Origin of the sequence: Escherichia sp. E2586 (assembly GCF_005781105.1) — a bacterium.
Classification (GTDB): domain Bacteria; phylum Pseudomonadota; class Gammaproteobacteria; order Enterobacterales; family Enterobacteriaceae; genus Escherichia.
On the sequence record NZ_VATN01000021.1, the window covers coordinates 14537 to 38227 of the forward strand.

Genomic DNA, 23691 nt, shown 5'->3' on the forward strand with positions numbered 1-23691 from the left:
AAACATGTAAGTCAGACGCCGTAACGTTCGCACCAGCCAAGAATGGCTTTCTCGAAGCAGGCGAATGGTGGATGCACAATGCCCGCGCCAATCATGCCGACGCCCGCATCTTTATGGGCGATGGCGGTGTTGATCACCGGCAGAATGCCACTGCTACCCACGCGGGTGATGTCGATTGCCGACGGCACGCCCATAAAACCGAGCAGCGGAATGGTGACGTTGGGGTTTTCGCCAAGGGTGATTTCGCGCATCTGACGGGAGAAATCGATAGCCTCTTCCACCGTACCGCCCACCAGCGCGACGATTGCGGGCGCGGTCGCCATAGCAAATCCGCCAATGCCGTAGGTTTCAGTGATGGCGCTGTCGCCGATATCCAGCCCCGAATCTTCCGGCTTATAACCGGCAAACATCGGGCCGATGACCTGCTGCGCCGGACCGGTAAACCATTGCCCCGGTAATCCGCTGACCCGCAGGCCGAACTCGACGCCGTTACGCGCCATGGTGGTCACCACGGTGCTGTATTCGATGCCGTGCGCCGCATCCATCGCCGCTTTACACATCGCCATCCACGTCGGGCCGGAGAAGTAGTCGCTGCTGGCAACAAACTCAAACACTTCGCGCTGTTGCTCGACGGAATAACCTGCCTGAATAATCCCCGGCGTCAGCGCCTGAATCAGCAACGTCGTCCCGGCGTTATTACGGTTATGGCATTCATCGCCCATATGCAGCGCTTGCGCCAACATTAAGCGCAGATCGATCTCGCCGATAATTTTCATCGCGTCGCGCAGCATTGGCCCCTGCACATCGCGCATCCAGTTGAGGCGGTCAATCACGCTCTGGTCGTTGGCGCCCATACGCAAAATCTTCGCCATCTGCTCGCTCATGTTGGTGTAAGCGACGTTGCCGTAGGTTTTGTTTTTTACGATGTGCATAAACATCGAGGCCGAGGTGACGCCCGCCATCGATCCCACGCAGTCATGCTCGTGGCACGGCGAGAAGGTGATCTCCCCGGAAGCCGCCAGTTCAGCCGCCTCATCGAGATCTTTTGCCAGCCCTTCGAACACCAGCGCTCCGGTGACCGCGCCTTTCATCGCGCCGCACATTTTTTCCCAGGTAACCGGCGGCCCGGCGTGAAGAATGGTTTTCGCCGTCATGCCTGGCACCACGTTAATCGCCTGATCAAAACCTATCAGCACCGGATGCGACTGGATAATGCGCTCCAGCGCCTGCTGGTTAGCGGCGGCGATTTTGTCCGCCAGCGGTGAATCGGCAATGTTGTCCAGCGCCTGCACCACCTGCATATTGCCCTGCCCCGGCGGCGTCCAGTCGAGTTGGGTCACTTCTACATGCTGCTTTTTCAGGTCATCGCTAAACATGGCGATGCCGACGTTAATAACATTCAACGGTTGGCTAAACAGTGACTGGCTCATCAGGCTTCCTCCCCTTTGCAGATAAATTCACGCGCCAGCAATCCGGTATTGGTGCTGCTGCTGGCCAGAATCACTCCGGCATCAAGCAGCATCTGGCTTTGTTGTTCTAACGATGGCGTATCGAGATCGGTGCCCAGCACATAAGCGAGAATGATCAACTCACGGCCTTCGGCAGCGGCGATCGCTTTCGCTTCTTTGATCGCCTCGATGGTGGAGCCAACCGGATCTTCATGCGATCCAAATCCGAGCACAAAATCCATCACGATCACCGCCACTTCTGGATCGCGCGCTTCTTCGATCAAGCGGCTGATGCGGTTGGTGGGGTCAATCATTGGATGCGGCTTGCCGTTGGTGAAGTCGTCATCGCCAAAGTCGAGGAAGGTGTGTTTGATGCTGCGGTTGATATCTTTCAGGCGGAATTCAGGATCGGGCTGAATGTTGCTGTAGACATCGCCGTGTTTTTCCATCACCGCGAACATGGTTTCGTCACACAGCGTGCCGCCGCAGAACAGGCCACGAATGTATTTCTGCTGCGGTTGCAGACGCGCACGCACATCCGCAATCAACGGCTGGTTCAGGGTATGCAGGTCGAGATGTTCCTGTTTCACGCCGGAGAGCATCACTGCTTTCAGCGCCGCTTCTTTGCTGCCGCGGGCAAACTGGAGTCCCTGCTCGTCAACCGGCGTTTCGCCACGACCGAGGAAGCAGACCACTACCGACTTGCGGCAGGCGCGCGCACGTTCCAGCACTTTGCGGGCCACCGCAGGCGCTGGCGGTTTGGAGATAAGCACAATGATTTCAGTTTGCGGATCGTTTTCCAGCATCCCGATAGCGTCGAGCATCATCAGGCCGCCGATTTTCTCGCTCAGGTCGCGCCCGCCAGTGCCAATCAGTTGCGAAACGCCGCCGCCAAATTCATGGATACGGACGCTCAGTTCCTGGCTGCCGGTGCCGGATGCGCCAACAATACCGATGTTGCCGCGACGCACGGCGTTACCAAAACAGAGAGCCGCGCCGTTGATAATCGCCGTGCCGCAGTCTGGCCCCATCATCAGCAGCCCTTTTTCGTGGGCCAGCTGCTTGAGCGCCAGTTCATCTTCAACCGAGACGTTATCGGAAAACAGCATCACGTTAAGGTCGTTTTGCAGCGCCTGACGCGCTTCGCGCGCAGCAAACAGGCCGTTGACCGAAATCACTGCCAGGTTACTTTCCGGGATATGCTTTTTGGCGCTGGCAATCGTGGCGTAACGCGCCTCGTGCGAGCCGCTTTGCGCTTTGGTGTTGAACAACTCTTCAATCTCCACCAGCAACTGCTCGTTGTCCGCGCCCGCTTTGCCGTTGATGACAATCATCAGGTCGCCGTTTTTCGCCTGTTCCAGCTCCGGCGTCAGCAGCCCTAAATTTTTCAGTACACCTTTGTTCATTTCGGTCGCCATCGCCACAAATGCCTGCTCGACGCCGTCGAGTTTATTTGCACGCGTGGAGATAGACATCAGCGAGACAGAATCAAAATAGGTATTCGGTTTAATGACTATTTTAACTGACATAATTCCCTCCGTAGGTTTGGCTCAGCGCACAACCATCGGCCATGCCATACAGCATGTCGCAGCCGGAACTGGAGCCAATATGTTTAATTTTTTCTATTGCCTGAGTTGCGTTCCCAGGGATGTCATAAATAATGTCGTGTATAAAACGATGAATATTTTCCCGGCAGCGTTGTTGTAATGCGGCTTCCAGCGTTATGGCACTTAATAACGTGGTATTATTTTTGCCGCGTTGCAGACCGAGATAAAATTCCTCTTTGTATTTTTCCGCCGGATGCCCGGATATAAATAAAATAAGCGCCAGTCCTGTTAAATAATCGTCGGCTGATGGCGTAAGGCCAATCCCTAAGCCCATCATACTGGCGACTGCTAAGGCGATATTTTGTTTATCGTTTACTGCCTGAATAACTGCCCGTCGTTTAATATGTAATTCTTTATTTAATGCCTGATAAAACGGATTATCGCCGTGATAATTAAACAGGGTTTCATTTTCCCCCAGGTGCTGATGAATAATGTCGTGCCACTGTTGCCAGGCGATAAGGTGAAAATTCAGAGCGGTCATTTGCAAGGTTGGGGACAGCCAACGCTGACATCGACTCATCTCTATATGAAGATGTTGACCAACCGTAATGCCTTGATCGTCAAACTGAACCTTATCACCATGTCGGAACAGGCCATCAAAGTGAGTGAGTGCCAACCGACAACTGTTTGGCGCATTGTCGTACTCTTCACAAAGCAGCGTCAGCAACTGCTGGCGAGCCGGGAGTGCGATATTTACCGCTCTGGCAAAGACCTGTTCAACCTGTCCTTTCCCCCGCTGCGCCAGAAAATCCGCATCCGCAGTTAGCGCCCACACACACCGTCTTTCTGGTGTGTTGATAGCAAGCCTCCCGGGTTATGCGCCTGCGGCAATCAGTAACTGCGCAATCTCTTCAAAGCCCCGTTCCCGCGCCAGTTCCAGCGGCGTTTTGCCATATTTATCCGTCATGTGCGGGCTGGCCCCGTGTTCCAGCAATAGCTGGACAATCGCCTGCTGTTTAATCCCGCCATCGTTAAGCACAATCGCTTCCAGTAGCGGCGTCCAGCCAACATGGTTGGTCTGGTTAACGTTGATATCTGTATGTGCCAAAAGCTCTTTTACAATACTTAAATGGCCTTTTTCACAGGCAGGCGTCAGGCCGACACCGCCAAAACGGGTGACACAATTAAGGTCTGGTTTAGCCGGTAAAATAATTCGTAGCAGCGTTAAATCACCGTTCAGGCAGCTCATTAAAAAAGGATTTAAACATGTCAGGTCTTGTTTATTAATATCCGCCCCGGCATCAATTAATGCCTGAACGCAAGCATATTGCTGATATAAACTTGCCAGCGTAATTGCCGTTTTCCCCTGGCGATCGCAGGTATTAATATCGACACCCAGCGCAAGACAGGTTTTTACTTTATCGATATCGCCCTGTTGTGCAGCCAATAAATAGTCGGCAGGTAGATTTTTTATAGTCATTCACATTCCCCTGGTTTTTGTGGCTGTTTTCGATGAATTGAGAATAGCAACGATAATCTGATAAAAGAACCCGCTTAAATTTAATTCGCCGTATTTCGCCTTTTTGTTGAATGATGTTCAACAATCTTTTCGCAGTGTGCGGTAGTGCAATATTTGTTTCTTTGACCCGATACCCTTTCACTCAATCAGGTTTTATTTCTCTATAGTCTGCACATGTAAGCGCAGCTTTCGTCCATGTCTAACCAGAGGGGAACAAGATGAACGGACTCACTGCAACGGGTATAACCGTCGGTGTTTGTGCAGGACTTTGGCAGTTAGTGTCTTCACATGTTGGGCTTTCTCAGGGATGGGAATTATTAGGAACGACAGGCTTCGTCGCCTTTTGCAGTTTTTATGCCGCAGGCGGCGGTAAATCGGGGTTTATCAGAAGCCTGGCGGTTAACTATTCCGGGATGGTGTGGGCGTTTTTCGCCGCACTGGCTGCCGGTTGGCTGGCCTCGGTGAGTGGGCTGTCCGCGTTCTGGGCGAGCGTGATTACGACTGTACCCTTCTCGGCGGTGGTGGTCTGGCAAGGGCGTTTCTGGTTACTGTCATTTATTCCCGGTGGCTTTCTCGGCATGACGCTGTTTTTTGCCAGCGGGATGAACTGGACGGTAACGTTACTGGGTTTTCTGGCGGGTAACTGCGTGGGGATAATTTCAGAATATGGCGGACAAAAATTAAGCGAAGCGACGACTAAACGCGACGGGTATTAAAAGTTATTCAAAAATGATTATCTATCTTTAACCGATACCTCTACAGTCATAGCTGGAGAAATTCATAGTAGATAATGGCGGGAATGGTTTAATGAACTCAATTTTTACCGAAGAGAATCTGTTGGCATTTACTACCGCTGCGCGTTTTGGCAGCTTCAGTAAAGCGGCAGAAGAGTTGGGTTTAACCACTTCCGCCATTAGCTACACCATCAAGCGTATGGAGACGGGGCTGGATGTGGTGCTGTTCACTCGTAACACCCGCAGCATTGAGTTAACCGAGTCCGGGCGTTATTTTTTCCGCAAAGCTACCGACCTGCTGAATGATTTTCACGCCATCAAACGCAGTATCGATACTATTTCTCAGGGCATAGAAGCGCGCGTGCGCATTTGTATTAATCAGCTACTTTATACGCCCAAACACACCGCACGCTTATTACAGGTGCTGAAAAAGCAGTTTCCTACCTGCCAGATTACCGTGACGACCGAAGTGTATAACGGCGTCTGGGATGCGATTATCAATAATCAGGCGAATATCGCCATCGGCGCACCCGACACGCTGCTGGACGGTGGCGGTATTGATTACACTGAAATTGGCGCGATTCGCTGGGCTTTTGCCATTGCCCCGGATCACCCACTGGCCTTTATGCCAGAACCGATCGCTGAAAGTCAGTTGCGTCTTTACCCTAATATTATGGTGGAGGACACCGCGCATACGATTAATAAAAAAGTAGGTTGGTTGCTGCATGGGCAGGAGTCGATTCTGGTGCCAGATTTCAATACCAAATGTCAGTGCCAGATTTTAGGTGAAGGGATTGGTTTTTTGCCGGATTACATGGTCCGTGAGGCGATGACGCAATCCCTGCTGGTTACCCGACAAATCCATAATCCGCGCCAGGATTCGCGCATGTTACTGGCGACTCAGCATTCTGCTACGGGTCAGGTGACGCAGTGGATTAAAAAACAATTTGCGCCAAATGGCATATTAACGGGGATCTATCAGGATCTACTGCATCGGGAGAATTGATACCACTCAACCTCCCGATGCGTTGTGAATAGCGGTTTAGATCAACCACCTGCTTTCATTACCCATTCAGAGATAAATTTATTACCCGGTACTGGCGGAGAATACAAATAGCCCTGCAAAAAGTGAACGCCTTTACCGATCATTAAGTCCGCCTGTTCCTGAGTTTCCACCCCTTCAGCCACGATACTCAGACCAGGTTTACGCGCCAGTTCGACAATGTTGTCGACAATATGACCGGAGATTTCGTCCACGCTCGCCATTTGCACAAATGACTTATCGATCTTAATAAAATCGACCGGGAACGCCTGCAAGTAACGATAGGTCGCATAACCCGTACCAAAATCATCCAGCGCAAAGGTAATGTTGTGCTGATGAAGGCTATCAAATATCGCTCTGGCTTCTGGCGTTACCGGAATAGGGTTACGTTCCGTCAGCTCAAGAACCAGCTTGATTTTATCGTTACCTAATTTCTTAACCAGGTTCAGACACTCTTTTTCAAATCCCGCAGCCAAGAAACAGCCCGCCGAGACGTTGATACCAATATGGAAATTGTCCGGCAGCAAATGTTTTACCGGCATCAGAATATCCGCAGTCTGTTTCATCAACTGGCGGGTCATTATAACGATAAGACCAGATGACTCCGCCAGAGGAATAAATTGATCCGGCGGGATGATTCCCGTTTGCGGATGTTCCCAACGAACAAGCACTTCACAACCTGTCAGTACCCCTGTCTGAGCACAAAATACCGGTTGGATCCACGGTTTGAATTCATGGTTTTCCAGCGCCAGACTGATGGCTTCAGGTGTGACAATATGGTGACAACGGTTGTCAGGAAGATAAATTTTATTTTTATTTCCCGTAGCAGTGGTTACCTGCGGGTGATACTGAAAAAAGATATCCCGCCAGAAGGTAATATCACTCTGGATGCCTAATTTCTCATACAACTGCTTCTTTTGATGTGAAATTGTCTTTGCACTGCGATTTCTGTACTGTGAGATTTCTGTAACCGACATCCCCTCCATTAGCAGCTTGAGTAAAAGCCGTTCTTTTTCGGACACAATACCAGGCAACGTCAAATTAACCGTTGCGCCGAACTCTTCCAAAAAAACACTCAAATCATGCGAAGCCATTGAACACACCTTGATTAAATCTTGTGCGCCAGCTTAATCTGCTTGTCTTCACTCTGGCAGGAAAAGCTGACTGCAAGAAAATGACACAGAGAGCCGAATTGGTACCCATTCGGCTCTCTCCTTTTACTTATTATTCAGATCAGAATTGCCACTTAACGCCAATCATTGCAGAGGTGTCATTATATCCCTTATCAGCAACCTGAACGCCCACATTTCCCCAGACATTCAGGTTGGCATTTAGCTGTCCTTCAACACCCGTCTTTATCTCGGCAATATTTCGGGCGCCATCCTGAGTGACTGACACGCCATCCATGCTGGTGCTGAAATCCTTACTGTTATGCAACCAGTTCACTTCCACAAATGGCTGGAACTCGCGGGATTTACCGTCGTCCATTTTATGATGACTCTTCAGCCAGGTTTTTACACCAAGTCGAGTCTGAATGTTGCCGTCACCGCTGCTATCAACGAGAGTCCCATTGCTTTCGCGGTGCTTATCGGCTTTGACTCCCATCCAGGTAACCTGTGCTTGCGGCTGAACATACCATTCATTACGCGTTCCCTTACTGCCATTAAATTCAGCTAATTTGTGTTTGTATCCAGCTTCCAGTGAAGCGGTAAATCCTTTTGATTTATAGGATTCACTTTGTAAATCATCCCCTTTCACTGTGTTATCAAACCAGCTGTACTGCGCCCAACTGTCGAGATACGCGCCATTATGCGATTCGTCATCAGCATACCAGGTGGCATACAGGCCAGTGCTATATCCATTCACACTCGCTTTTGAACGATAACCGGTTCGCGAGGAAATGGTTTTGCTGTCGCTGTTGCCATATCCCGCCATGACCCCAACATGCCAGCGGTCGCTGCCGTTTTGGCTCCACTGCGCGATATCGCCTCCCAGTTGCAGAACATAGCGATTGCTTTGGGTTTTCAGCTGGCCGCTGCCATCGCGCCATTTATTATGACCACCTTCATGGCGCATCCACATAGTGGTTTGTTTCTGCTCACCCGTCACCATGTCGGTATAGTACGTATTACCCAGACGCTCATGCAGACGCGTAGTGAACATGGTATTCGCTGCTGCAAGGTTCGCGATGTAGCTACCCGCCTCCGGTCGCAGGTCATTATCCACATTCAGATCCGGACCCGGCGTCGGCTCTGGAGTCGGAGTCGGAGTCGGATTAGGCTCCGGATTCGGCATCGGCTCTGGTTCCGGCTGCGGTTCAGCTGAATCACCACCACTGGTCAGATACCAGTTTCCGCTGTTTGCCCCCTTACCACGCGCGAGAGTGTAGTCATATGCGCCCGCAACGATACGTCCCGCCTGAACAAATTCCCCCTCAGACTTACCATCAACATGGATAAGTTCAATACCGTTAAGCGTTTTAGCGCCTGTACCACCAGCGTTATTCACCGTAACGGAAGTCGTGCCGCTGGTATCGCCCTCAACAACCAGTTTATCCGTCACTGAATCATCGCCATTCAGTGCCGTATTCATCACCAGTCGGCCGTTATCACTATGGTAGTTCCCCTTCACCACTAACGCGTTGCCCGCTTGCTGTCCAGACTCTCCGGTCATCAGCGTACCGTTGTTGGTCAGGTTGCCGCCCAGGGTGTAATTCACAGGCACAGCCGCTCTTTTTTCAGCGCTATTATTCAATACCAAGGTGCCGTTGTTCTCAACATTTGCGCTACCCAATCCCTGTGCATGACTTACCAGAACATTAGCCGAGCTAGCAATATTCATATTAGCCGTCAGGTTGCTGTTATCGCCCGCAAGGTCCAGCGTGCCGTCCTGAATATTCAGCTCCCCGTTACCCGTTAACGAACCGGCTGAAGTCCCCCCGTTGGCAAGAGTCAGACTACCGCCGTTTAAGTTCAGCAGCGAATCTGCGCTCCCATTGAGCGTATCCACGGTCTGGCTGTGACCATTCATATCCAGTTCAGTCTCTGCCGCCAGACGCAGTTCACGGGTATTACCCAACACGTTATCGTTATTCAACAAGAGCGTCCCGCTGCGCAGATCGGTAATACCGGTATAGTCGTTGTCTTTGTTAGAAAGCGATACGGTCTGACCTTTCTGGCTGCTGAATGCCAGGTCACCACTGCCGGTAATCTTTGCGCTGAGATCGGCGGCATTGTCGCTTTTACCGTTTGCACTCAGCACCAGGGCATCGCTGTCGGTCGCCTGCAAATCAAGCTGCGTCAGGCCATAGCCGATATACAGGCCATCATTGTTTACCCCACTCGTCAGACGATAGTCGTAAGTGCCGACGGCCGCTGTTTGTCCATTCTGCTGAATATCACGTTGGGCGCTGCTGGAGAGAATTTGCCCATTTTTATCCTGCAATTGCAGGTTGCCCGCATCCCCCAGAATTTCCGCACCTTGCGCATCAACCAGCTTAATGGCGCTGTTACCATCATCAACTTCAGTAAGCGATAACGCGGAGTCAATATCACGAGATACTGAGCGGACAACGTCACTGTCAGAAACCTGAATCACACCCTCGCCGCGCAGATCCAGCGTTTTACTAACGTTGACCGTCCCTTCTGTCATCTGTGCACCTGCTGTCAGGGCACCAAAATCAACGGTTCCGCCGGAGAATCCCAAAGTGCTAATGGAGTGAGCGCCCTCGCCCACTGTTATCCGGCTTCCCTGACCCGCGGTGATCCCGCCTCTCTGCAGAAACTCCGCATTCTTTTCCAGGTTAAATGTCGTGTTCTGGAACGCCAGTGAACCCTGGAACCAGTCTGTATAAGCAAACTCATCGAAGGAGAATTCGTGATTCCCCATGTTTATTTCAACAATGCCGTTACCTTCAAGATCGTTATCAAATACCCAATCTTTGTTGGCATTAATTTGCAATTTGCCATCAACATCCAGCTCTGCACGGCCGATGTTCTTGTCTTCAGAAATAACCGCGACAGCACCAGAAGCAACATCAATATATCCGTAGAATGCATTGTTATTGCCGGTCAACTCCACTGTCCCACCGTCGATACTTATTGTACCGTTGCCGGAAATCTTATTGGCAAAGGTCATGCTATCGTCAGCCTTCAGGTGTAATTTCCCGCGGTTGTTGATTTCTGCTGTACCTATATTTTGAGTGATCCCTAAAGCGCCATTTTGCTCAATTTTGACTTTACCGCTAAAGGCAGAGTTATCACCGGTTAAGTAAGTCGTGCCATTGAGCGCATTGATATAGCCCAGGCCCTCGCTGCCACTGACAATATCCGCGGAAATAGTCGCGTTTTTATCCGTGTGGTTTAAGGTGATTTTCTTATCGGATGTCGAAGCCCAGACAAACTCAATTTTTTCGGCATCAATAATCCCTGCTGCCTTCGCTGCGCTTCCTTCCTGTGCACCTAACGCCAACTCAGAGTTGGTGCTTAAACTAATAGTCGGCGCAGAAATTTTACCACCTTCCGAAACGGCAAGTGTTGTATCGGAGTTTTGATTATAATAGCCCAAGCTAATTTGCTTCCTGGCATTAACTTCACCGCCGTTATTAACTGACAGGTACTGATCACCACCGTAACTGCTGAAAACGCCCATAAAGAAGGTTTCGGAATTTACCTGGCTACCTTCACCACTGACATTTCCCTGCGTATAAGTCAGACGACTGGTGCCCTTAACATGGATTTTGCCGCCATTGGAGACATTAAAATAGCCACGATCATGCCAGGAGCCGGAGTTTGAATCATATAAATCATCAGCATACAACTCACTACCAGCATTGGAGACGTTCAGGAAACCCGTACCTTTCAACAGTACGTCAAGCTGACCATTGATATACACTTTCCCTCCGGTGATATCCAATCCACCACCAGAATTGAGCGTGAAACCAGGACGGGAAGTATCTGTTACGTTAATAACCAGATTAGCATTATCAGTCACCGTAATACGGTAATCGATGTTCTGATCGGCTTTGCCGTAATCAACGGTCTTATCCTCGTTCACGATGAAATCACCAGAGAACGCCAGAGATGAATATAAACTTATCGCGCTAATTAAAACAGCCCGGGACTTTTTTCCTTTTATTTTGCTTCCCAGTTCAGAGCAGACGCTCCAACAGTTACGGGACCTGTTCCACTTTAGCCGATATATTTTATTCATCACAATCTCCAGCAATACATCCAAATAAAACCAAGATTGCATAAACAGCAACGCATAAAATGCCATCCCGGTTGCTGCTCATGGCATATATAAATTCAAAAAAATCGCATAACATTGATAACCACATACCTGGGTATGCAGTTCAGAGAGTAATAATAGATTAACTTACTACCGGACACCTATTTCAAATTAACAATCTTAACTTTACCCTTACATTAGCACCCAGTCTCAAACATATGCGCATTATATGTATCTGAAAGCTCAAATCAACTCAAAATATAAACAAGAAGCAGGCATTACACCCATAATATATAACCAACGAAAGTGATAACTCTAATTAGGTATTTAAATATAAGAATTGTCTTATTAAGAAATATATATGCGCATAAGACTGAATCCATTCAGCTTTCATTCATATAAAATCGTTAATTAATAGAATATAAGATTTACAAGTGACTAAGAGGAATTACAAGATATGAAATTACAACTATATATAATATATGCATAAAATTCTACAGTGGGTCAATAATTCCCGTACCATATGCAGAGATGGCGCAGTTTTATGCACGTCCTGGAACATCACACTATTTCCTGTGTGTCGATTGTCAGACCGATGAACAGCTCAACGAACTTGTGCGTAATTGCACCGAAACCGCCTTTCCCCCGTGCGATGCGTACAGAACAGACTACGACGAGACGGCGGGCCGTATACGAACTGGAGGGCCTGCGCGTGGTGGATGCATCAATTATGATTGGCGAAAAGCACGGCTGCGTATTTTGTGGCGAATGGAATGCCGCTGAGAACTAAAAATTCAGTCGCGACTTGATTTGGCTGTAGGCCTTGTAAGGTTGAGAGTTACCGTTTTGATATGGGACTGAATTCTGCCATAAAAACGTGAGGTAACTCTCATGTTACTCCCTCTCAGCAATCCTCAATGATCAGGTACACCGCCTTTACCGGGCCATGAACCCCGACGACTTTGATAAGCTCAATATCCGCCGTTGAACTGGGGCCACTAATAATGTTAATGCAGGACGGCATACGTTCACCGGACTGCGCTTTCTGATGCAATTGTTCTGCGAGTTGCGCCACACGTGGCAGGATGGTGCTTTTGCGCAGGATAAAAATTGAGGACTCAGGGAGCAAACTCAACGAGCGCCCACGCTCTGCAGTGGAAAAAAGCACCACGCCTCCCGATTCTGTTAAGCCATATTCAGCATACACTACGCCAACTTTAGCCTGCTCTGCCTGCGAGATATTCTCGGCACCTTTCAGCGGATCCCACACGACGGCATTGCATTCCTGCTGTAAACGTTCACTGATCCCCAGTTCTTCCAGTCGCCTGTCGCCACTAACCACAACCGACTGATCTCCCAGCTCTTTACACAGGCGTAATGCAGCATCCGCGGCCTGCGCCTCGCTGATCAGTTCACAACGCGTCAACATGATATCACTGGCAAACTGGATAAATGCGTCACAGCGCTGTTGCTGGTTAAGTTCAGTAAGACGCTCGTTTGCATAGTTGTTAAGCGGTACATCTTCTGTTTGCGGTTCGAGTCGCAACGGACGCCCCAGTGCCTGAGCGATGTTTTGCAAGAATTCGCTTCGATTATCCATTCTTTTTCTCCTGCGCCTGATGTTTCTTAAACCAACTACGGAAACTCTCGCCGTCAGCTTCAGGAAGATCACGGGCTTCCATCCAGTCGCTAATCGCACCGATCTTGAGTGGTATTTTGCCGCCACTGATAAACCAGCTTGCCGCATGAGCGCCTGCCATCATTCCGACTTTCCACAATCCCGGATGACTATTGGCATAAGCGAACATTTTAATCGCCCGTTGCTCTGCTTTTGCGGTGATCCCTTTTTCAGCCATCACTCGACGATGACGCAAAATCAGTTTTGACAGAGGAATACGCACCGGACACACGCTGTCACAGGCCGTGCATAAAGAGCAGGCGTAGGGTAAATCTTTAAAATCTTTATAGCCGCCAAGTAGCGGAGAAATCACCGCGCCGATTGGCCCTGGGTAAATAGATCCGTATCCGTGACCTCCAATGTGGCGATATGCCGGACAAGTATTCATGCAGGCCCCGCAGCGAATACAGCGCAGCACATCCCGAAATTCAGAGGCCAGCACTTCAGAACGCCCGTTATCAACAATAACCAGATGAAACTCTTCAGGCCCGTCCACATGCCCCGCTTCGCGCGGCCCTGTCAGCCAGGTGTTGTATCCCGTCAAACGTGCGCCAACGGCACTACGCGCCAGCATGGTGATCAATACATCAACCTCGGCAAACGTGGGGGCAATACGCTCCATCCCCATCACCGCGATGTGCGTTTTAGGTAGCGTGGTACACATTCGCGCATTGCCTTCATTGGTCACCAGGCATACCGAACCTGTTTCTGCTACCGCGAAATTACAGCCGGTTATACCGATTTCGGCACTGAGGAAATCTTCACGGATCTTTTGACGAATGAATAAGGTCATCGCTTCAGGCGTCTCCGGGCCATCATAGCCCAGACGTTCGTGTAGCACCCGGCGGATCTGGTGGCGATCTTTATGGATAGCCGGAACCACAACATGAGATGGCGGATCTTGATCCAACTGAAGAATGTATTCACCCAGATCGGTTTCAATCACCTGAATGCCAGCATCCTGCAACACATGATTGACGCCAATCTCTTCGGTCACCATCGATTTAGATTTCACCACCTTCCGGGCATTTTTGCGTTGGGCGACCTGTAAAATGTAGCGGGTAGCGTCTTCTTTGGTTTTTGCAAAATAGACGTGACCGCCGTTTTGCGACACTTTTTCGGAGAGCTGGTACAGATAAGCGTCAAGATTACTCAGAACATGATCACGTATCTGGCTGGCACGATCGCGCCACTCCTCCCAGTGACCTAATTCATCCACCATTTTTTGCCGATTTGCCCCAATACGCTGCTGCGCGTTTGCCACCGCGTTGCGCATAATCGGATCTTCAATTTGCTGACGGATGCGTGTCTTGAATTCTGTATTACTGGTTTTGATCGACATCTTTATACCCTCAGCGGCTCATCAGCACTTCAGCAATATGCATCACTTTGACTTTCTGCCCTTCCCGTTGTAATCGCCCACTTATATTCAGCAAGCAACTAATGTCGGCACCAATTAAATACTCAGGACAGACCTCCATCAGGTGTGAAACCTTTTCTTTCACCATCTCGCCGGAAATTTCGGCCATTTTGACCGAGAACGTACCGCCAAACCCGCAGCAAGTATCCTGTTCGGCAAAGGGCAACAGCTCCAGTCCGCGTACGTTTTTCAGCAGCGTAAGTGGTTCATCCTTCACACCCAGCTTACGGGCCAGACTGCAGGATGGATGATATACCGCCCTCCCTTGCAAGCTGGCGCCTACATCGACGACCCCTAATGTATTGACAATAAAAGAAGTGAGATCCTGCATACGTGCGGCGACCTTTTCTGCACGTGATGCCCATTCTGATTCGTCAGCCAGATATGTTGGGTAACTTTTTACGGCGTAAGTGCAGGAACCGGCGGGAGAAATAATGGGATCGTCGTTATCTTCAAGTGCAGCGATCAGATTTTTCATTCCTGGGATCGCTTCTTTGATATAACCACTATTGATCGCAGGCTGACCGCAGCATCCCTGTTTCTCAGGAAAATTTACGCGACAGCCGAGTTTTTCCAGGAGCAGCACGGAGTCACGTGCCATCCTTGATTTCAGGGCATCACCGATACAGGTAACAAAGAAATTTACATTCACAACCAATACTCCATTGCTTCATTTCTATTTATGCCTGATCGCAACCACTCCTTCCGGGTTATCAGACATCAATAAAAATGGCGGCTTTTTTATTGGGTAGCAGAATACAAATTCAAACTGATTTGTATGACAAATCAATAATCCATCATTGGATACCTGGATGCAATAGCTAATTTTATTTCTTTCGGCATCGCTCACATTTTTATAGTGATCGCCACTAACAACACGTAATCATGCATTCGACACAATAACGTATTGAATTTCATTGGATTTGTCTTAAATACCTATTTAAAGATACTCATTTGGTATCTGTTAAAACAGTCCACCAAATGAGTATAAATGAAATTATTAACAATAATTACACAACCATTAATAACTGTAATTTTATCTTACTGAAGCGATTCAGTGTGTTTTTATAATGAGGCCCCGCCTTCGGAAAATATATAATAACATCTGCTATAAGTCATATTTTCAGAGTGCGGGCCAGGTAGTATCTGATAACTCTAATTAGTTATGTATTTTTACACCAAGACAGCCACGAACAAACTCAGGATTAAAATGTTTTACGGATTCGCCAACATACCCCAGATCAAGTGAGCTTATTTGCGCCATTTCTTTCTCTGTCAGTGAAAAATCCCAGATAGCGAAGTTCTCTTCAATACGATGCTGATGAGTCGATTTTGGAATAACAACCACTCCCCGTTGAATATTCCAGCGTAGAATTACCTGAGAAATCGATTTTTGGTGTGCATTTGCAATACCCTGAAGCAGGCTGTTTTCAAATGGTTTATGTCTTCCCCCGCCTAATGGTGCCCATGCTTCAGGTTGCACGTTGTAGTACTTCATGGTTGCCAGCGCTTCTGGTTGGGCAAAATAGGGATGCAACTCAACCTGGTTAACCATTGGCTTAATTCTGACTGTTTCACAAAAATTTGCCAGAACATGAGGATAGAAATTGGAAACCCCAATCGCTTTCAGTTTGCCCTCTTCATAGGCCTCTTCCAGTGCACGCCATGCACTGAAATAATCACGCATTGCCTGGTGCAATAAATAGAGATCAAAGTATTCAAGTCCCGATTTTTTTAATGACGCTTCAATACCTGCTTTTGCCGTATCCTGATCAACCATGTCCTGCACCCACAGTTTAGACGTAATAAATAACTCCTCGCGGGTACAGAAACCTTCCGAAATGGCTTCACGAATAGCGTCGCCGACGGCGTCTTCATTACCATATACCGCTGCAGTGTCGATGAGTCGATAACCGGTTCGGATAGCATTCAACACTGATTGTTTACATACTTCTTTATCGGTAACCTGAAAAACACCAAATCCCATCATCGGCATTTTCAGATTGTTGCTTAATACGGAAAATTCCACTAGCAGTCCCTCCATTACATATGAATCATTAGTCTACGTTAAAACATGACCGCAGATTAGTATGTGGATTTTGATATCACTTATGTAAAAATTTCATTAATAATAGGGGACTGTAATTTCTCTATTATGGGAAAAATGAAGCAGATACGATGAGATTGATGACAAGCACAAAATTGCCTGATGCGCTATGATTATCATGCCTACCAGAGAATCGTAATTTATTGAATTTGCGCTATTTTGTAGGCTGGATAAGTTCCGGCATACACAACAAGCTTTGTCAACAATCTGAGATACTGTCAGTCGCCTGGCCTCGGACCTTTCTGTTTTTGATACACTAATAGCCTTTGTCATACGAAAAATGTACGAAATGGCGAAGGGTAAATGGAGAATGTTATGATCAGGCAGAAGATTTTGCAGCAACTCCTGGAGTGGATTGAGTGCAATCTCGGTAACCCTATCTCAATCGAAGATATCGCACAGAAATCTGGCTACAGTAGACGCAATATCCAGCTCCTGTTCAGAAACTTCATGCATGTGCCGCTGGGAGAATACATTCGCAAACGAAGACTTTGCCGGGCAGCTATTCTTGTCCGACTCACAGCGAAATCTATGCTTGATATTGCACTATCTTTGCATTTTGATTCACAGCAGTCATTCAGTCGCGAATTTAAAAAATTATTCGGCTGCACTCCCCGAGAATACCGACTCCGTGATTATTGGGATCTGGAAAATATCTTCCCTCCATTTTTAGCACGCCAACATACAAAAACTGATTGCATATTAATTCATTTCCCTGAAACACGTATTTTTGGCAATTCATTTAAGTATGATACTGAAATATCGAATAAATCACCGGATGAAGAAGTCAAATTGCGACGTCATCATTTAGCCAGATGTATGAAGGATTTTAAGACAGATATCTATTTCGTCTCAACGTTTAAACCATCAACAAAGTCGGTCGATTTACTCACAGTTGAAACCTTTGCTGGTACGGTATGTGAATATGCTGACATGCCGAAAGAGTGGACAACGACCCGAGGACTTTATGCCTCTTTCCGTTATGAAGGAAACTGGGAACATTACTCTGACTGGGTTCGTAACATCTATCTGATAGAGTTGCCTGCCAGGGGGTTAGCCAGAGTGAACGGCAGCGATATTGAGCGATTTTATTACAATGAAGATTTCGTAGAAAAGGATGGCAATGATGTTGTTTGCGAAATTTTTATCCCCGTTCGTCCGGTTTAGTTTGTCGCTATGTCTTATTGAGTTTTATCCTGGCCTGCTACTGTTTAATCAGTATCAGGCCAGGTATTCAGTGAATAATGGCGTTGAACATATCAACACCATTATTCTTTACTACATCGTCGCTTTTATTTCTCCTCCGCGTCTTCAGTATCTGCAGCCTCGGCGTTAATTGTCACCTTCACAGGCGTCATTTCGTACCCGCCATACGTCAGTGCGTGGAATGTGAACGTATAGAGACCCGGCTTCTTGGTACTAAATTTGCGCTTGATTTCCCCGCTCGAGAAATGGTCGGCCTTCGACGGCAGGAATTGATAATCCGCCTCTGTCACCCCTTGCGGAGCCTCGATGTCGACCCACATACTTCCTCCTACGGGGTTATTTGCCGAGAACAGGGTAACCGTCATTGTTGCGGTCTGTACCCCATCCGCCACCAGAGAAGGTGTATCAGTTGAGGCCTTGAGCTCCGCGTTTTTATCATCCGCGACGAATTTAGATTCGGCAGTTTTCGTCGATACCTGACCGTCGGTCTGACTCACTTTCGCCGTGAGTGTATATTTCGCTGCGACAGTGGTCGTGGCAGTGAAAATAGCCTGTCCTTGCTCATTAGTTTTCGCCGTCCCATTGGGAGTCAGAACTAACTTCTCCGGGCTGGCGGTCAGCGTCACGTCGCTATCTTTCAACAGGTTGTTATTGGCATCAGTCACCGTAACTTTATACGTTTGTTTGGCATTGCCGTCTGCCAGTGCATAGTTGCCAATCACCTCAATACCGGAGACGGTTGCGGTAGCCTTATCGGCCACAAACGTTATAGTCTGCGCATCCGAAGGCTTGTCATTTCCTGCCGACGCCGTGACCTCATACGTTCCGGCAGTCACGGAAACCACTTTCAGTTCCGCTTTACCCTCCTTGTCGGCGTTCACCATGATATTACCGTCTGCAAGCGGTTTGACGCCCCGAGGCAGATTAAAGACGACCACAGCGCCAGGAAGAAGGTTGCCGTATTGATCCTTAACCGTTGCCGTCAGCGTAAAGGCATCTTTGTCGTTTGCCACTTTTGGCGTGCTGCCATCAACCTCCAGGGTCGCCTGACCGGTACTGAAATCCGCCTTGAATTTCACCGTGACCGTCTTCTGAGTATTATTCACTGAGGCCGTGATGCTGTGTTCCCCGGCAACCGTTGACATCAGCTCAATGTCGGCTTTACCTGCCGCATCGGTTGTTACCGTATTCCCCGTCTTGCTGGTCACACCTTTCGGCAGAGTCAGCGTCACATTTTGTCCCTGCAACGGGTTGCCATAGCGGTCCACAACGGTCAGGGTTACCTGGTTAGTCGACTGTCCATTTGCCACTTGGTTATCAACCTTCACCGTCATATCACTGATCACTGCCTGGGAAGCGTCACCTGCAACATTCAGCACCAGTGGCTGAGCAACGGCATTTTGGCCGTTCACTCGCGGCATCACAGACAACTGACCCGCGGCAGAGCCCAGAGTTAAGGTCGCCACGTAGACCCCATTACTTGTTTCTGTCCAGTCTCCTGTTGAAGGTCGCTCTGTCCCCGTGCTGGCGGCACCACTAAACTGCGGTGCATCTGGCTTCAGCCCGGTGACAAGGTTCCCATACGCATCCTTCGCGGTGAAGGTGAGTTCCGTCGTCGCTTTGACGGTCGGAGCATCATTATCCACAACAAGCGTAGAGTTCGCTGATGACATATCCCCGGCGACGACAGTCAAATGCGCAGCATCGGTGGCTGCTGGCTGGCCGTTGAATAGCGGCATGACGAGAAGCTCACCTGTCTTTCCGCCTGCGGTCAGCGTAGCGACATAGGAACCATCGCCTTGCTCGGTCCAGTTGGATACCGTCGCCCCTGCAGATGCAACACCTGTCAGGCTTGCCGACAGGGAAAGGCCGCTGATAGCGTTGCCATGCACATCTTTTGCAATAAGCGTCACGGTTGTGCTTTCTCCTGCTTTTACGCGATCTTTTGCCACAGAGACTGTCGACTGGCCTGAAGATAAAGCATCGGCCACCACGGTCACTTTAGCCGCACTAGCTGCCGCGTCCTGTCCATTGAGCTTCGGCATAACCACTAATTCACCCGCCGTAGTGCCGAGAGAAATCTGCGCGGTCCAGGTCCCGTCGCCATTATCCGTCCAGCCTGATGCCTTAGAACCCGCAGCGGCTGCGCCCGATAATGATGGTGCATCAGGATTGAGGCCAGTTACAGAGTTGCCATTGGCATCTTTTGCCGCCCAGATTGCCGTAAGCGTACCGCCAACCACCGGTTTTTCTGGATTCAGGGTGATGGTCGAATGTGCTGCATCAAGCGGCCCGGCGACAAACTTCAGCGTTTGTTGCAATGAGCCCAACTGATACTGCTCGCTAAAGGCACGCACAACAACGTTTCCGGCACGGGTCGAAGAAACCGTAGCGCTGTAAACGCCTGGTTTTATCTCCGAAACGGCGCCAATGGTGACACCACTGCTATTCTGCGGAACAAATCGCAAGCGGCTGGCCTCTCCCGTCACCGGGTTGCCATCAGTATCCACCGCAGTCAGCGTCAGCGTGTGGGATTGCTGACCATCGGCAACCACGTCTCCTGAAGATTCATTCACGCTCAGAGTAGACTTCGACACATCCATCATCGTGGCGCGCAATTCTGCAGTGACGGTTTTGCTCATGCCATCAACGCTAACCGTAATCGTTGCCTCACCTGATTGCGTACCGGTAGTAAAGACAGACTGGTACACCCCAGCTTCAGTTTCGGTGAACGCACTCAGTGTTGGCTGTGCCTGTGATTTAGTGGCCTTCAGGGTACGAGTCACAATATTTCCAGCTGGCTTGAACGTCAGCTCAGACTTGATCTGATCTTTCATACCCGTGACTGGCTGCCCCTCTGCATCGCGCAGAGAAAGCACCAGTGGCTTTTGCTCACTACCGTTAGCAAGCATTTGGATACGGCTCTGACCGTCAAGCGTTAACGCCGTGCGCTCGGCACTCATACCTGCTCCGGTAATGACCACCTCTGTCTGCACGCGTTTTGAGGCATTGCCTTTGTTATCGTAGGCAACCGCAGAAATCGCATAATAATTGTTTTTGCCTGCCTGATAAGCCGGGAGCGTCACTTGCCACTGATTACCCTGCCCGGTAATTTTTCCGCCTGCGGCCAGCAAAGATGGCGCTTCCCATTGAACATTTTTCAGACCGTGAGTTGCTTTGCTCACCACAAGCCCCAGGGAAACCGTCTGCCCGCCCTTACCTTCAATGCGCTCAGGCAGAGCAATACGGATCACTTCAGATTTGCGATACTCAAGAACGATATTGTTATTACGCTCAACCAGGTCATAGCGGCTGCCTGCCAGTACCCGACGCTCGCGAATGCTATCCGTATCGAGTTGTTTCGCCAAAGGTTCGCCAATTCGGTAGTTAACTTCCAGGCCAAAGCGAGTGTCATTCTCACCGCTCTTGCCCTGCTTATGCCCGGCGCTCAGTGTCAGAAGAGGCACTGGCGTATAGGTCACCTCGGCAGAAATAGCATGCGGGTCTTTCTGGCGCTTATCTTTACCAAACAGCCCGACTTCATCGCCATAATACTGTTCATACATCAGGCTTGCGCCAAGCTGCGGCCAGGCAGGTAAATAGCCCTCTGCGCGGATATCCCAACCATTCGCCGGGCGTTCCTGATAATCCTCAATATCCGGCGATTTTTTCCAGCCAGAAGCGCGGATATAACCATTGGCGCTCAGTTTCAGATAATCGCGCCAGTATTCCGCACCAACACCAATGCGGGTATGACTACGGGATAAATCATGGTCGATAAAGGTGTTCACCCCCGCCATCCAGTCATTTCCTGAAAAATGACGCCAGCCAAAACCAATATTTGACTGAGTACGATCGTCTGTACGATGTATTGCTCCTTGAGTGAACAACATATTTGTCGGTGTATCATAAATCGGATAAAGCATTTCCAGCGAAGAATCCTTCAGCGAGAAATCTTTATCGACATTCAGTTTAACGCGCGCAGTACCATATTTCCCGAGCCACTCCTGGATTTCCTGGGTAGCTTTAGTGGTGGCCATCCCGGTAATAAAATTACGTGTCGCATCGCTATCTGGCTGACTACTCAAAAATGTCCCGGCATTTGCGGCAAACGACGCGACATTTTTCTCCACATTATTATCAGCAGTTACCGTAGTATTTTCCATGCTCAACCGTGGCTGAACCGCATTCTGCGCACGTGCCGCCATTACTGGCGTAAAGGTGACTGCAAGTGGAAAAAGAACCTGAACAGAGATATTTGCCCACGCCACGCAGCGGGCCAGAACTGAATAACGAAATCGTGGTTGTTTATGACCTGTTTTATAACGTGACATTGAGATAATTTCCTGATGAACGAATTAACGAACATAGGCAGACACAAATAATGGCGTCCGCTTGTCAGAAAAACCGGGGATTTCCCGGTTTCCTTTTCCGCAGAAAAGGAAATACCTTTATGTAAGAAAGTACACCGCCACCTAATATATCCAGTGTCTGTAGCCACTCATCAGGTGGTTGGGCGCGGGATTATATTTTTATTTATGGGTGAAAATTTAGCTTTTTGTGCAAGTCATTAAATAGATACCTAAGTTATATTTCTTAGTCTGCAGACAGTGAATAATTCATTATTCAGAGTGAATAATAATGACCTGCCTTTAATTTATCACGATTGGCAATACGTCGAAGTAGGTATATACGCCAGGATAAACCAATATATTTTTTATGGATATTCATTTTCCTTCATCAGACTGTAAATTCCGGGGATATCGAACTTGCACGACTCATCTCAACACTCAAACAGATTTATGAATTTCGTTCATAACCCCTGACAGATCCTGCCGTCTAATCGAGCTCTTCCCTTTACGTTATGCTTCTCATGAACGATAACGGAAGGATAACACCATGCAAAAAGTAAAACTGAACAACGGTATTGAAATGCCCCTGCTGGGCTTTGGTGTATTTCAGATGACCGATGCCGCCGAATGCGAAAGAGCGGTCATTGACGCTATTAACACCGGTTATCGACTGATTGACACCGCCGCCTCCTATCAAAATGAAACCCAGGTCGGGAACGCACTGAAACAAAGCGGTATTGCCCGTAACGAGCTCTTTGTCACCACCAAACTCTGGTTGCAGGATACCAGTTACGAAGGGGCCAAAGCCCAGTTCGAACGCTCTTTGAATCGGTTGCAACTTGATTATGTTGACCTGTATTTGATTCACCAGCCATACGGTGATGTCCACGGTGCCTGGCGCGCCATGGAAGAACTGCAACAGGCAGGCAAGATCCGCGCTATTGGCGTCAGTAACTTCCATCCTGACCGACTGGCTGACCTTATCGCCTTTAATAAAGTCGTTCCGGCGGTAAACCAGATTGAAGTTAACCCCTTCAACCAGCAATTACAGGCCGTTCCGTGGATGCAAAGTCGTGGCATTCAGCCAGAAGCCTGGGCACCGTTTGCGGAAGGGAAAAATGGTCTGTTCCAGCATCCTGTTCTCACGGCAATTGGCGCGAAGTATGGCAAAAGCGTGGGCCAGGTTGTTCTGCGCTGGATCTACCAACGAGGCATTGTTTCACTGGCAAAATCAGTGCGAAAAGAACGCATGGAAGAGAACATCAACATTCTCGATTTTGAACTCAGCCCTGAAGATATGCTGCAAATTACCGCCCTGGATACCGCAACCAGCGCGTTCTTCTCTCACCGCGATCCCGCAATGGTGGAATGGCTGACTGGCCGCAAACTTGATGTTTAAGCCGCGATAA

General features: G+C 49.0%; 15 protein-coding genes and 1 pseudogene. 5 read left to right on the forward strand and 11 right to left on the reverse strand.

Annotation, left to right across the window (positions count from 1 at the left end):
• Positions 1–11: 11 nt before the first annotated feature.
• From FEK50_RS18800 to FEK50_RS18815, 4 genes are read right to left on the reverse strand one after another with little or no spacing between them, the layout of a single operon-like run.
• Positions 12–1430, reverse strand: a complete 1419-nt coding sequence (locus FEK50_RS18800; protein ID WP_130209788.1) for a DUF1116 domain-containing protein — start codon at positions 1428–1430, stop codon at positions 12–14.
• Positions 1430–2977 carry an acyl-CoA synthetase FdrA gene (gene fdrA / locus FEK50_RS18805; protein WP_131161599.1) on the reverse strand — a complete coding sequence of 516 codons (1548 nt, stop codon included), beginning with the start codon at positions 2975–2977 and terminating at the stop codon, positions 1430–1432. The genes FEK50_RS18800 and fdrA overlap by 1 nt, the downstream gene beginning before the upstream one ends.
• Positions 2967–3830, reverse strand: a complete 864-nt coding sequence (locus tag FEK50_RS18810; RefSeq protein WP_131161600.1) for a DUF2877 domain-containing protein — start codon at positions 3828–3830, stop codon at positions 2967–2969. The genes fdrA and FEK50_RS18810 overlap by 11 nt, the downstream gene beginning before the upstream one ends.
• Before the next feature lie 39 nt (positions 3831–3869).
• Positions 3870–4475: an ankyrin repeat domain-containing protein gene (locus tag FEK50_RS18815; RefSeq protein ID WP_130261246.1), complete on the reverse strand. Its 606-nt coding sequence runs from the start codon at positions 4473–4475 to the stop codon at positions 3870–3872.
• Between the two features lie 257 nt (positions 4476–4732).
• On the opposite strand from FEK50_RS18815, the gene FEK50_RS18820 reads away from it, so the two are divergent.
• Positions 4733–5230: a DUF1097 domain-containing protein gene (locus tag FEK50_RS18820; RefSeq protein WP_130261245.1), complete on the forward strand. Its 498-nt coding sequence runs from the start codon at positions 4733–4735 to the stop codon at positions 5228–5230.
• Between the two features lie 91 nt (positions 5231–5321).
• Positions 5322–6254 carry a LysR substrate-binding domain-containing protein gene (locus FEK50_RS18825; protein WP_130261244.1) on the forward strand — a complete coding sequence of 311 codons (933 nt, stop codon included), beginning with the start codon at positions 5322–5324 and terminating at the stop codon, positions 6252–6254.
• A 41-nt stretch (positions 6255–6295) separates the two neighbouring features.
• Here FEK50_RS18825 and FEK50_RS18830 read toward each other — a convergent pair whose 3' ends face one another.
• Positions 6296–7384 carry an EAL domain-containing protein gene (locus FEK50_RS18830; RefSeq protein ID WP_130209778.1) on the reverse strand — a complete coding sequence of 363 codons (1089 nt, stop codon included), beginning with the start codon at positions 7382–7384 and terminating at the stop codon, positions 6296–6298.
• 139 nt (positions 7385–7523) lie between these two features.
• Entirely contained in the window at positions 7524–11501 is a 3978-nt protein-coding gene (locus FEK50_RS18835) for an autotransporter outer membrane beta-barrel domain-containing protein (protein WP_131161601.1), read from the reverse strand.
• A gap of 597 nt (positions 11502–12098) precedes the next feature.
• On the opposite strand from FEK50_RS18835, the pseudogene FEK50_RS18840 reads away from it, so the two are divergent.
• Positions 12099–12328 (forward strand): annotated as a pseudogene (locus FEK50_RS18840) (choline dehydrogenase); the annotation flags it as partial.
• Positions 12329–12423: 95 nt separating this feature from the next.
• Here the strand turns inward: FEK50_RS18840 and FEK50_RS18845 are convergent.
• The 4 genes from FEK50_RS18845 to FEK50_RS18860 all read right to left on the reverse strand — a co-directional run bounded on the left by FEK50_RS18845 (position 12424) and on the right by FEK50_RS18860 (position 16646).
• The gene (locus tag FEK50_RS18845; RefSeq protein ID WP_131161602.1) at positions 12424–13119 is read right to left on the reverse strand and encodes a lactate utilization protein C; all 696 of its coding nucleotides are present in this window, start codon (positions 13117–13119) and stop codon (positions 12424–12426) included.
• Positions 13112–14539, reverse strand: coding sequence for a LutB/LldF family L-lactate oxidation iron-sulfur protein (locus FEK50_RS18850; RefSeq protein ID WP_131161603.1), 1428 nt, complete (start codon positions 14537–14539; stop codon positions 13112–13114). The genes FEK50_RS18845 and FEK50_RS18850 overlap by 8 nt, the downstream gene beginning before the upstream one ends.
• A 10-nt stretch (positions 14540–14549) precedes the next feature.
• Entirely contained in the window at positions 14550–15269 is a 720-nt protein-coding gene (locus tag FEK50_RS18855; protein WP_131161604.1) for a (Fe-S)-binding protein, read from the reverse strand.
• Between the two features lie 507 nt (positions 15270–15776).
• A complete protein-coding gene (locus tag FEK50_RS18860; RefSeq protein WP_130218354.1) occupies positions 15777–16646 on the reverse strand; it encodes an aldo/keto reductase in 870 nt (289 codons plus the stop codon).
• Between the two features lie 393 nt (positions 16647–17039).
• Here FEK50_RS18860 and FEK50_RS18865 point away from each other — a divergent pair, with 393 nt between their 5' ends.
• Positions 17040–17891 carry a helix-turn-helix domain-containing protein gene (locus FEK50_RS18865; RefSeq protein ID WP_131161605.1) on the forward strand — a complete coding sequence of 284 codons (852 nt, stop codon included), beginning with the start codon at positions 17040–17042 and terminating at the stop codon, positions 17889–17891.
• A 125-nt stretch (positions 17892–18016) separates the two neighbouring features.
• On the opposite strand, the gene fdeC is transcribed toward FEK50_RS18865, so the two are convergent.
• Entirely contained in the window at positions 18017–22264 is a 4248-nt protein-coding gene (fdeC, locus tag FEK50_RS18875; RefSeq protein WP_131161607.1) for an inverse autotransporter adhesin FdeC, read from the reverse strand.
• A 565-nt stretch (positions 22265–22829) separates the two neighbouring features.
• Here fdeC and FEK50_RS18880 point away from each other — a divergent pair.
• Positions 22830–23681, forward strand: a complete 852-nt coding sequence (locus FEK50_RS18880; RefSeq protein ID WP_130210798.1) for an aldo/keto reductase — start codon at positions 22830–22832, stop codon at positions 23679–23681.
• The last annotated feature ends 10 nt before the right edge of the window (positions 23682–23691 follow it).